The sequence below is a fragment of the Enterobacter sp. C4G1 genome (assembly GCF_052886895.1).
On the sequence record NZ_JBQVVV010000001.1, the window covers coordinates 768,511 to 780,274 of the forward strand.

An 11,764-nucleotide genomic window follows, 5' to 3' on the forward strand; every position below is an offset into this window, starting at 1 on the left:
GTTATTTATTTGCATAAAGGGATATTCAGTGGAAATTATAAGTATTTAACCCGATAAACCATTGCAATCATGCTGATTTAACGCAAACCACAAGGCGGTTCATTGAAACGCTTATTTTCATGATATTATTCACCGCCTTTACAGCAAATAAATGTATACATTCACACCCACACAGAATAAACCAGGCATTCTTAATCAGCCTGGATTATATAATTAATGTTAAGACCATCGGCTTAAATTGTAATTATTGATACGGAGTTGTTGATGAAAAAGTTAGTTAAATGGTTTGCTGCTTTTGCTGTTGTTGGCGCGCTGGCTGGCTGCGCACGTACTGCCCCTATCGAACAGATCCACTCTACCGTAAGCACTGGCCATACTGCTGAGCAAGTGAAAACCGCCATTGTAAAAGCCGGTCAGAAGCGTGAATGGATCATGACTGATGCGGGTCCTGGTGTCCTGAAAGGCCGACTGCAAGCGCGCGATCACTCTGTTGAAGTACGTATCCCTTACTCTGCTACCGGCTACTCCATTAACTACGAAAGCAGCCTGAACCTGAAAGCAAGCGATGGCAAAATTCATAAAAACTATAATCGTTGGGTTCGTAACCTCGACCATGATATTCAGATGAACCTTTCCGCAGGTGCTGCTCTGTAAAATATATTAAAGTCGGGCCGTAATGGCCCGATAACCTTTTTCTATGCCCCTCACAGGTTATGCAACAATGTACGAAAAGGACACGCTAAGCGCACTGGATGCCATTACCGAAGCGCAACGTATCGCGTTTGCCCCGATGCTGTTTCAAACTGCGCTTTGCCTGCGTAATTCAGGTGTTCTGTCCTGGCTCGATAAACAGGGGAAGCAGGGCTCAAGCCTTGATGAAATTACCGAAAACAGCACGCTGAATGAATATGGTGTGAGTTTGCTACTGGACATGGGATTAAGTGGCAGGATCGTTACCCACAAGGAGGGGCGCTATTATCTCGCCAAAGTGGGGCACTTCTTACTGCATGACAACATGACCCGTGTAAATATGGATTTCACTCAGGATGTTTGTTATCAGGGGCTATTCCATCTTTCTGATGCACTCAAAGAAGAAAAACCGGCAGGGTTAAGTGTGTTTGGCGACTGGCCAACGATTTACCCGGCATTATCACAATTACCTGAGCGGGCAAAAGAGAGCTGGTTCGCTTTCGATCATTACTATTCTGATGCGGCTTTTGATGCTGCACTGCCACATATATTCGCAAGCTCACCCACAAAATTGTACGATGTGGGCGGTAATACGGGGAAATGGGCATTACGCTGCTGTCGTTATGATGAAAAAGTAGCTGTGACCATCCTTGATTTGCCACAACAAATCGCGCTTGCGACGAATAACATCGAAAAAGCAGGATTATCTCATCGCATTGGGTTCCATCCTGTCGATATGCTTAGCCAATCAGAACTACCGGGCGAAGCCGATATCTGGTGGATGAGCCAGTTCCTGGACTGTTTTTCCCCGGAACAGATCATCACCATGCTGACCCGCGTTGCCAGGGTCATGAAACCAGGTGCACGTTTGTGCATTATGGAACTGTTCTGGGATGCCCAAAAATTCGAAGCTGCATCCTTTAGCCTGAATGCCACATCGTTGTATTTCACCTGTATGGCGAATGGTAATAGTCGGTTTTACAGCGTGGAAAAATTCTATAACTACCTGGAGATGGCTGGTTTCCGCGTAGAACAGCGGCTGGACAATCTTGGGGTAGGTCATACCCTATTGATTTGTTATAAAAATGAAAAATAGAGCAGACTCACTGCTTCAGCGGTCATTCCGCATTTGGATTACAGTTTTTGGATTACGGGTTTATCGCGGACGCGCGTAGATGAAATTTACACTAAACATTATCGACTGGCAGGCCAGAGCGCCAGGCCTTAGCGATGCCGAACAATGGCAGGCATGGTCACGCCATTCCCTTACCATCGAACCTACAGCGCCTCTGGCTAAACTCACTAACCTGCCAATGATGGCCGCTCGTCGACTCAACTCAGGTAGCAAGCTGGCCGTTGATATTGGTCTTGGAATGCTGCGCAAACACAGTATCGACGCCGTTGTCTATTGTAGTCGGCACGGTGAACTTGAGCGTAATTACCGAATCCTCCAGGCATTAGCAACAGATCAAGACGTGTCACCAACCGATTTTGCGATGTCTGTACACAATTCAGCCGTCGGCAACCTCACCATAACCGCTTCTCAGCCGATTGTCTCTTCGTCGGTATCTGCCGGTCTGGATACCTTCCAGCAAGGTTTTTGCGAAGTGTTAAGCCTGTTGCAGGCAGGTTATTCGCGCGTGCTATTGGTTGATTTTGACGGCACATTACCCGATTTTTACCACCCGGGCCTGTCGCCACAGATGCCTACCTGGCCCTATGCCCTGGCACTGGTCATTGAAGCTGGTAGCACCCTGCACTGCGCAACATCCCTGGGTAGTGACGGCGTAGAACCGCCATTACCGCAAAGCCTGATGTTCCTGAAACGTTACCTGAGCAGCGAACAACAATTTGTTGTCTCTGGCGAACGTTTACTGTGGCAATGGTCGCGCCAATGAGCAGGATAACGACACGCATTAACTGGTTATGGCGACTGCTCATGACCGGTTTCTGTTTTGCGCTTTTTGGCATAGGTGGCCTGCTACTTTCACTTGTGTGGTTTAACCTGCTGCTGATTGTCCAGCGCGATAGCGTCAAACGCCGCAGCGTGTCGCGCCGCAGTATTTCCGCCAGCTTCAGATTCTTTTTAAGGGTGGCCCGATTTATTGGTGTGCTGGACTATCGCATTAACAATCTTGATGCTCTGCGCTCAGAGCAGGGTTGTCTGGTCGTTGCCAATCACCCTACACTGATTGATTACGTGCTCCTGGCCTCCGTGATGCCCGATACTGACTGTCTGGTGAAAAGCGCACTACTCCGCAATCCATTTCTCAGTGGGGTGATTCGCTCTGCAGACTACCTGATCAACAGCGAAGCCGAAATCCTGCTCACTGCCAGTCAGCAACGTCTGGCACAGGGCGATACATTATTGATTTTCCCGGAAGGGACGCGCACACGATTTGGAGAGGCGATCTCACTGCAACGTGGCGCAGCGAATATCGCCGTACGCTGTGGCAGCGACCTGCGCCTTGTACTGATTCATTGCAGTGAACACCTGCTGGATAAAAAAAGTCACTGGTACGATATACCGCCAAACAAACCTGTTTTCACCGTGGATGTTCGCGATCGTGTGAACATCCACGATTTTTACGATGCGAGCCAACAAGAACCGGCACTGGCAGCACGGCAGTTGAACCGGCATCTGCAACATCGATTAACATCAGGCCTTCAATCTTTGTCAGGAATTAATGATGCAAGCGCTTTATCTTGAAATTAAGAATCTCATTATCTCTACGCTGAATCTGGACGAACTTACCCCAGAAGATATCGATACAGATGCGGCACTGTTTGGTGACGGTCTGGGTCTTGACTCTATCGATGCCCTCGAACTGGGTCTCGCCGTGAAAAACCAGTACGGTGTAGTGCTTTCTGCCGAAAGCGAAGAGATGCGTCAGCACTTCTTTTCCGTCGCCACGCTGGCCTCTTTTATCAATGCCCAACGCGCCTGAGAATTGACCCGTTATGACAGAAAACGACACCATTTATCAGGAAGTCTCCGGGCTTCTGATCAAGCTGTTTGAAATCGCTCCTGAGGACATTACGCCTGAGGCTCGACTGTATGAAGATCTGGAACTGGACAGCATTGATGCCGTAGACATGATTGTCCATTTGCAGAAAAAGACAGGTAAGAAAATCAAACCTGAAACATTCAAATCGGTACGTACCGTGCAGGACGTCGTGGATGCCGTTGAACAGCTTCTGCGGGAAGAGTAAGACACCGTGCACAGCGTGCGGTCTTTTCCAGTACTCCCACTCCTGACGGGGCTAATGCTGCTTGCCTGGCCATTTCTGATTGGGTATGGATTGGCGCATAACAGCCTGCACTGGCTTCTGCCCTTGATGGTGCTGGTTCTGCTGCTGCGGTTTCGTCAGGCACGGCACAACGCGGGGCCGATGCGCTATGTTGTCCAGAGTGTAGCTCTGGCGGGTATTGTGCTCTGTGCAGCAAGCTATGCGTTGAAAGCCCATCAGTGGCTTCTGCTTTATCCCGTGGTCGTCAACCTGGTGATGCTGGCCGTTTTTGGTGGTTCGCTGTGGACAGCGATGCCGTTGGTCGAACGGCTGGCGCGCATACGTGAGCCTAATTTACCTGTGGCTGCGGTGCGCTATACCCGCAAGGTGACCAAAGTGTGGTGCGGATTTTTCATCGGCAACGGGGCAATAGCATTATTTACCGTAATACATGCGGACATGCATTTGTGGACGCTGTGGAATGGAATGGTGTCCTATATCCTGATGGGTACGCTGATGGCGGCGGAGTGGCTGGTACGGCAATGGGTGATAAAAAAAGAGAAGCACAATGAATAAAACCCTTCCTCTAAACCAGTGGCTAAATGCGCCACGTCCTGACAATACGCCTATTGCCTGGCTTGACGATCGCACCTGGACGCTTGGCGAACTTCGCCACGACGTCACAATATGGGTTGACGTCCTGCGCCAGCAGGAAGGAGAGCGCTGGGCACTGTGCTTTGAGAATAGCTACCTGTTTATCGTGGCTCTACTGGCCTCGCTTCATGCGGGTAAAATACCCGTTATACCTGGGCACAGCCGCGTTTCATTGCTGAAGGAACAACAGGCCCTGTTCAGCGGTGTGTTAAGCGATCAGGATCTCGATTACCCAGGGCAACTGATAGTGGTCGCATCAATGCACACTACAGGGGTCTTTACACCACTGCCAACCGTTGACGACTCGCGCTTTGTCGAACTCTTTACCTCTGGCTCCACGGGGACACCGCGCCGGGTAATCAAACACATCATGAGTCTTGAGCGCGAAGCCAGCCTGCTGGCAACCCGTTTAGGAGATCGTCTGACTGGCTGCTCCGTGGTGGCCTCTGTGGTGCCTCAGCACTTGTATGGTCTGACATTCCGCATTTTTTTACCGATGTCTCTTGGACTGCCTTTGCACGCTGCCATGCTCTATTACGCAGAACAGCTGGCAGCTTTGTCGAACGACAGACGCTACCTGTTTATCAGTAGCCCGGCGTTCCTGAAACGACTGGATACGGAGCTGGCCCCGCCTTCCGTAGCCATGCTGATCTCTGCCGGTGGGATGTTACCGTGGGATGATGTAACAACCACTCACCACTGGCTCAACGTCTGGCCAGATGAAATCTACGGCAGCACAGAAACCGGGATCATGGCCTGGCGTTTTCGTTGTGACGACATTGTTCCCTGGCTGCCATTCCCGGACGTAACATTTCGCACTCAGGATGATGCCTTGTGGGTGAGTTCACCGCTCATCCACGAGGCTGAAGGGCTCCAGTTGGATGATATTTTGCACTTTGACACCGACGGGTTGTTTAGCATCGCCGGACGTCGTGGGCGAGTGGTAAAAATTGAAGAAAAGCGCATTTCACTGAACGAAATCGAACGTCGTTTACTGGAGCTGGACGGTATTTGTGAAGCCGCCGCGCTGCCGATGACGAAAGGCGGCCGTCAAGGGATTGGCGTTCTGCTGGTACTTAACGCTGATGCCCGTTCACGCTGGCATCAGCGTGGTAAAAAGGCACAAGAATTTGCCTGGCGCCGAGCCCTGCTCCCCTGGCTTGAGCCAGTTGCCATTCCTCGCTACTGGCGCATCATCGATGAAATCCCGGTGAACAGTATGAATAAGCGTGTCTATGCGCAGTTACAGGAGTTATTTCATGAAAATTCATGAAATCGAGCGCCGCCAGGTGCAACCCGATAGCCTGGAGATCACCTTATATCTTGACCCGTCGCTGTTCTGGTTCCAGGGGCATTTCGCTGTACAGCCACTGCTACCGGGTGTTGCTCAACTCGAGTGGGTGATGCACTACGCCACGACACTGCTGGCCCCTGGCTTTCGTTTTCACAGCATTCAGAACGTGAAGTTCCAGTCCCCTCTTCTGCCCGAAAGCACGGTGACACTCTTCCTGGGGTGGAATGCCGAGCGCAAGGTACTTAATTTCAGTTACCAGCGACATGCCGGGGTTGAACGCCATACGGCAAGCAGCGGGAAAATCCGTTTATGTCATTAACTTTCCGTCCCTGCGTGCTCATCCCTTGCTACAACCACGGTGCAATGATGGCAGGAGTGTTGTCACGCCTGTCACCATTTATCCTGCCCTGCCTGGTAGTGGACGATGGCAGCGAGGAGAGCACGCGTCTGGAGCTTGAACGCCTGGCAGCAGAGCAGCCACAGGTCACGCTGCTGCGTCTGGAACAGAATGCAGGTAAAGGTGCCGCAGTGATCCGTGGGCTGGAAGAGTGTGCCCGCGCGGGTTATACCCATGCGATACAGGTGGACGCTGATGGTCAGCATTCCATCGAAGATATTCCGAAGTTGCTGGCACTGGCAGAGCGCCACCCGGAGGCGTTAATTTCCGGCCAGCCCATCTATGACGACTCTATCCCCCGCTCACGCCTGTATGGTCGCTGGATAACTCACGTCTGGGTCTGGATTGAAACCTTATCTCTGCAACTGAAAGACAGCATGTGTGGTTTTCGCGTCTACCCGGTTGCCCCCACACTAAAGCTAGCCACGCGCGTGCCCCTTGGCAAACGGATGGATTTCGACACAGAAGTAATGGTACGCCTCTACTGGCAGGGCAACACCAGCTATTTTCTACCGACGCGTGTCACCTACCCCCAGGACGGTTTATCCCACTTCGATGCTCTGAAGGACAACGTTCGCATCTCACTGATGCATACACGTCTGTTTTTCGGCATGTTGCCGCGCATTCCTGCTTTGCTTTTCCGCCGTCGCACGCAGCACTGGGCACAGCAGCAAGAGGTCAAAGGACTGTGGGGGATGCGCCTGATGCTACGCGTCTGGCAATTACTCGGACGCAGGGCCTTTACTACCCTTCTGTGGCCGGTGATCGGCGGTTACTGGCTGACTGCCCGCCCGGCAAGGCAGGCATCTCAGCAGTGGATCGCGCGGGTAAAACAGCAACTGGCTCAGCGGCAGATGCCCGAGCCGTCTCGCCTGAACAGTTTTTTCCACTTTATGCGTTTTGGCAATGCCATGCTGGACAAAGTCGCCAGTTGGCGCGGTGAGCTAAAGCTCAATCGTGATGTGGTTTTCGCGCCCGGTGCGCGTGAGGCATTAGAACTTGATTCCCCACGGGGAAAACTGCTGCTGGCATCGCATCTTGGCGATGTGGAGGCCTGCCGGGCTCTGGGGCAGCTTGAAGGCAGCAAAGTCATCAACGCGCTGGTCTTCACCGACAACGCCCAACGCTTTAAACAAATCATGGAAGAGATGGCCCCACAGGCGGGTGTTAACCTGATGCCGGTGACCGACATCGGCCCAGAAACCGCCATTGCCATCCAGCAAAAACTTGAACGCGGAGAGTGGGTAGCGATTGTGGGGGACCGCATTGCCGTCACCCCACAGCGCGGCGGCGACTGGCGAGTTATCTGGAGCAATTTTCTGGGTCAGCCAGCCCCGTTCCCGCAGGGACCGTTTATTCTGGCCTCGATTCTGCGCTGTCCGGTGGTATTGCTTTTTGCCCTGCGCCAGCAAAACGCACTCACCATTTACTGCGAGCCGTTTGCCGACCCGCTGCTGCTGCCGCGCGGTGAACGCCAGCAAGCGTTACAGCACGCCGTTGATCGTTATGCCCGGCGACTGGAGCATTACGCATTAATGTCTCCACTGGACTGGTTTAATTTTTTCGATTTCTGGCAACTGCCGGACGCCAAAGAGAAGGAGTAAAGGGTGCTAACCGATCCCCGCTTTACGACTGAAGTTGAGATCACCGTTCCATTCCACGATGTCGATATGATGGGCGTGGTCTGGCATGGTAACTATTTTCGTTACTTTGAGATTGCCCGCGAAGCGTTGCTCAACCAGTTTGATTACGGCTATCGTCAGATGAAAGCCTCCGGCTACGTATGGCCTGTGGTCGATACCCGCGTGAAATACCGCGATGCAGTGACCTTTGAACAGCGCATACGCGTGCGTGCGCACATTGAAGAGTTTGAGAACCGTCTACGCATCGCTTATCAAATTTTCGATGCACAAACCGGCAAGCGCACCACCACTGGTTACACCATCCAGGTGGCTGTTGAAGAAGCAACGCGCGAAATGTGCTTTGTTAGCCCGGCCATTCTGTTTGAACGTATGGGAGTTACGCCATGAAATGGCTGCCTTTGCTTACCCTTCTGGTGAGTCCACTGGTCAACGCCGTAACGCTTGATGAGCTGCAACAACGTTTTACGGAGCAACCCGTCGTACGCGCCCACTTTGAACAGACGCGTACAATCAAAGATATGCCTCAACCGCTGCACTCGCAGGGAGAGATGCTGATTGCACGCGATAACGGGCTGTTGTGGGATCAAAAAGCACCTTTCCCGATGACGCTGCTGTTGGATGACAAACGGATGGTACAGGTGATCAACGGTCAGCCACCGCAGACTATCACCGCTGATAACAATCCACAGATGTTTCAGTTCAACCATCTGCTGCGGGCGCTGTTCCAGGCCGACCGTAAAGTGCTGGAAGAGAACTTCCGTATCGATTTTAAAGATCGAGGTCAAGGCCACTGGTCGCTGGTGTTAACACCCACGACAACACCGCTGGACAAGATTTTTGCCACCCTCGATCTGGGTGGATCGACTTACCTGGAATCCATTCGCCTGAATGATAAACAGGGCGACCGTACGGATATCGTCCTTTCTCACCACCAACTGACGCCCGCCAGCCTGACCGATGACGAACGCCAACGTTTTGCCGCACCATAACTCACGCCGCCCGGCGCTGCTTTGGGCCACGGGATGCCTGGTTCTTTTGGCTATGCTGCTGTCGCTGCTGCCCGGAGCACGGCTTAACAGCAGCGTACTGGCCATGCTACCCAGTCAAACTCTGGGTGCTATTCCTCCGGCGTTAAATGACGGTTTTATGCAACGCCTTGATCGCCAGCTCGTCTGGCTGGTCAGCCCCGGTAAAGAGCCAAATCCACAGGTAGCACAAGCCTGGCTGGAGCTGCTGCAAGGCAGCTCTTCTCTCAAAGGAGTAAAAGGTCCGATGGATGCCGCAGGGCAAAAAGCCTGGGGGGAATTCTTCTGGCAACACCGCAACGGCATGATTGACCCTGCAACTCGCTCACGACTACAGAACGGCGGTGAGGCGCAGGCGCAATGGATCTTGTCTCAGCTCTACTCCGCCTTTTCCGGCGTGAGTGGCAAGGAACTACGAAACGATCCGCTGATGCTAATGCGCGGTTCTCAGCTTGCACTGGCGCAAAACGGCCAGAAGCTGCGGCTGATGGATGGATGGCTGGTGGCAAAGGATGAAGCGGGAAATTACTGGTATCTCCTGCACGGAGAGCTGGCGGGTTCATCGTTTGATATGCAGCAAACTCACCAGTTGGTGACAACGCTCAACACCCTGAAAGGGCAGCTTCGCACACACTATCCACAAGCGCAGCTACTTTCACGCGGAACCGTGTTTTACAGCGATTACGCCAGCCAGCAGGCCAAACAGGATGTCTCTACTCTGGGTGTCGCCACGGTCCTGGGTGTGATCCTGCTCATTGTGACGGTATTTCGCTCTCTACGCCCACTATTGCTGTGCCTGATCTCCATTGCTATTGGTGCGCTTGCAGGAACGGTGATTACACTACTGCTGTTTGGCGAGCTGCATTTGATGACGCTGGTCATGAGTATGAGCATCATTGGGATCTCGGCAGATTATACGCTCTACTACCTGACCGAGCGGATGGTACATGGCGCTGAACACTCGCCATGGCAAAGTCTGGCAAAAGTTCGTAACGCCCTGTTGCTGGCGCTGCTAACCACTGTCGCGGCGTATTTGATTATGATGCTAGCGCCCTTCCCGGGGATCCGTCAGATGGCTGTATTTGCCGCCGCAGGGTTAAGTGCATCATGCCTGACAGTGATTTTCTGGCACCCATGGCTATGCCGTGGATTACCTGTGCGCCCGGTACCGGCTATGGTACTCATGCTACGCTGGCTTGCGGCCTGGCGACGCAATAAAACACTGGCTATTGGCCTGCCCTGTGCGCTCGCGCTGGCGTCAGCCGTTGGGATCGCCACCTTAAAGGTGGACGATGATATTTCCCAATTGCAGGCCTTACCGCAGGATATTTTGGCGCAAGAGAAAACCATTACAGCCCTGACCGGACAGAGCGTTGATCAGAAATGGTTTGTGATTCACGGCATGTCGGCCCAGCAAACGCTGGAACGACTTGAAGCCTTTACCCCGGCGCTGACTCAGGCACAACACGCAGGGGATTTAACCGACTGGCGCACTATCCCGATCAATTCTCTTGCCAGACAAAAAAGTGATCTGGTGCTATTGCGCAATGCTGCACCTGCTGTGACGAAAGTACTGCAAAGTGCGGGCCTCAGTACCGTATCCCCGGATTTAAATGCTATGCCAGTATCCGTAGATGAATGGCTCGCAAACCCGGCCAGCGAAGGCTGGCGTTTACTGTGGCTCACCTTACCTGACGGTGAAAGTGGTGTATTGGTTCCCGTAAATGGGGTCAAAAACAGCACGGCGCTGAGTGCGCTGGCGGCAACATACCAGGGTGTAGTATGGGTGGATCGCAAAGCCAGTTTTGACAGTCTGTTTTCCCTCTACCGAACGCTGCTTACAGGGCTGTTGTTTGTGGCGCTGGCGGTAATTGCCTGCGGAGCAATGGTGCGTCTTGGCTGGCGTAAGGGGCTGATAAGCCTGGTGCCATCTGTTCTTTCGCTGAGCAGCGGTCTGGCGGCACTGGCATTGACGGGCCACCCAGTGAATCTCTTTTCGCTGCTGGCACTGGTGCTGGTCCTGGGGATTGGCATCAACTACACGCTGTTTTTCGGCAATCCACGCGGTACACCACTGACCTCAATGCTTGCGATAACCCTGGCGATGACGACCACACTGCTGACGCTTGGAATGCTCGTATTCAGCGCGACTCAGGCCATTAGCAGCTTTGGCATTGTGCTGGTGAGCGGCATTTTCACCGCCTTCCTGCTTGCCCCGCTGGCGATGCCGGCTAAAAAAGAGAGAAAACGAGGATGACCCCTTTTTATCGTGCGGCTGTAATGATCGCCGTCTTACTGCTGGCAGGCTGTAGCCACTCAAACAATACCGACAGCGCACGCCCGCAGGCATGGTTGCAGCCAGGCACTAAGGTGACGCTGCCGCCGCCAGGAATTACTCCCGCCGTCAGTTCTCAGCAGTTACTGACTGGCAGTTTTAACGGGCAGACTCAGTCGTTACTGGTCATGCTCAACGCTGATGCGCATAAAGTGACGCTCGCAGGGCTATCCTCAGTGGGTATTCGCCTGTTCCTGGCCACTTACGATGCCACCGGGATACACCGAACAGTCGATTGTCGTGCCGCAGTTACCGCCAGCCAGCCAGGTTCTGGCAGATGTCATGCTCAGCCACTGGCCGCTCAGCGCCTGGCAGCCACAGCTTCCAAAAGGCTGGACGTTAAAAGACACGGCCGATCGCCGCGAGCTGCGTAATGCCAGCGGCAAATTGGTCACAGAGATTGTCTATCTGCAACGTAAAGGTAAGCGCGAACCAATAAGCATCGAACAGCACGTATTTAACTACCACATCACCATTCAATATCTGGGTGACTGA

Annotated in this window: 13 protein-coding genes and 1 pseudogene; all 14 read left to right on the top strand. The window is 53.0% G+C overall.

Annotated elements, in window-relative coordinates:
- Positions 1-264: 264 nt before the first annotated feature.
- The 14 genes and pseudogenes from ACT9TW_RS03745 (at position 265) to ACT9TW_RS03810 (ending at position 11,764) form a co-directional block, all read left to right on the top strand.
- Positions 265-654, top strand: coding sequence for a hypothetical protein (locus ACT9TW_RS03745; RefSeq protein WP_446491683.1), 390 nt, complete (start codon positions 265-267; stop codon positions 652-654).
- 67 nt (positions 655-721) lie between these two features.
- On the top strand, positions 722-1,786 hold the full coding sequence (locus tag ACT9TW_RS03750; RefSeq protein ID WP_446491684.1) for a methyltransferase: 1,065 nt from the start codon (positions 722-724) through the stop codon (positions 1,784-1,786).
- A gap of 79 nt (positions 1,787-1,865) precedes the next feature.
- Positions 1,866-2,588 carry a beta-ketoacyl synthase chain length factor gene (locus tag ACT9TW_RS03755; RefSeq protein ID WP_446491685.1) on the top strand — a complete coding sequence of 241 codons (723 nt, stop codon included), beginning with the start codon at positions 1,866-1,868 and terminating at the stop codon, positions 2,586-2,588.
- The gene (locus ACT9TW_RS03760; RefSeq protein WP_446491686.1) at positions 2,585-3,400 is read left to right on the top strand and encodes a lysophospholipid acyltransferase family protein; all 816 of its coding nucleotides are present in this window, start codon (positions 2,585-2,587) and stop codon (positions 3,398-3,400) included. The genes ACT9TW_RS03755 and ACT9TW_RS03760 overlap by 4 nt, the downstream gene beginning before the upstream one ends.
- Complete coding sequence (locus tag ACT9TW_RS03765) at positions 3,381-3,638, top strand: phosphopantetheine-binding protein (RefSeq protein WP_446492674.1); 258 nt, start codon at positions 3,381-3,383, stop codon at positions 3,636-3,638. The genes ACT9TW_RS03760 and ACT9TW_RS03765 overlap by 20 nt, the downstream gene beginning before the upstream one ends.
- Before the next feature lie 13 nt (positions 3,639-3,651).
- Entirely contained in the window at positions 3,652-3,903 is a 252-nt protein-coding gene (locus ACT9TW_RS03770) for an acyl carrier protein (RefSeq protein WP_446491687.1), read from the top strand.
- A gap of 54 nt (positions 3,904-3,957) precedes the next feature.
- Positions 3,958-4,497, top strand: a complete 540-nt coding sequence (locus ACT9TW_RS03775) for a hypothetical protein (RefSeq protein ID WP_446491688.1) — start codon at positions 3,958-3,960, stop codon at positions 4,495-4,497.
- Complete coding sequence (locus ACT9TW_RS03780; protein ID WP_446491689.1) at positions 4,490-5,848, top strand: AMP-binding protein; 1,359 nt, start codon at positions 4,490-4,492, stop codon at positions 5,846-5,848. The genes ACT9TW_RS03775 and ACT9TW_RS03780 overlap by 8 nt, the downstream gene beginning before the upstream one ends.
- Complete coding sequence (locus tag ACT9TW_RS03785; RefSeq protein WP_446491690.1) at positions 5,835-6,188, top strand: ApeI family dehydratase; 354 nt, start codon at positions 5,835-5,837, stop codon at positions 6,186-6,188. Before ACT9TW_RS03780 ends, ACT9TW_RS03785 begins: the two co-directional genes overlap by 14 nt.
- Positions 6,179-7,870, top strand: a complete 1,692-nt coding sequence (locus ACT9TW_RS03790) for a glycosyltransferase family 2 protein (protein ID WP_446491691.1) — start codon at positions 6,179-6,181, stop codon at positions 7,868-7,870. Before ACT9TW_RS03785 ends, ACT9TW_RS03790 begins: the two co-directional genes overlap by 10 nt.
- A gap of 3 nt (positions 7,871-7,873) precedes the next feature.
- Entirely contained in the window at positions 7,874-8,296 is a 423-nt protein-coding gene (locus tag ACT9TW_RS03795; protein WP_446491692.1) for an acyl-CoA thioesterase, read from the top strand.
- Positions 8,293-8,898 carry an outer membrane lipoprotein carrier protein LolA gene (locus ACT9TW_RS03800; RefSeq protein WP_446491693.1) on the top strand — a complete coding sequence of 202 codons (606 nt, stop codon included), beginning with the start codon at positions 8,293-8,295 and terminating at the stop codon, positions 8,896-8,898. Before ACT9TW_RS03795 ends, ACT9TW_RS03800 begins: the two co-directional genes overlap by 4 nt.
- On the top strand, positions 8,867-11,191 hold the full coding sequence (locus ACT9TW_RS03805; protein ID WP_446491694.1) for an MMPL family transporter: 2,325 nt from the start codon (positions 8,867-8,869) through the stop codon (positions 11,189-11,191). The genes ACT9TW_RS03800 and ACT9TW_RS03805 overlap by 32 nt, the downstream gene beginning before the upstream one ends.
- Positions 11,188-11,764 (top strand): annotated as a pseudogene (locus tag ACT9TW_RS03810) (DUF3261 domain-containing protein). The gene ACT9TW_RS03805 and the pseudogene ACT9TW_RS03810 overlap by 4 nt, the downstream one beginning before the upstream one ends.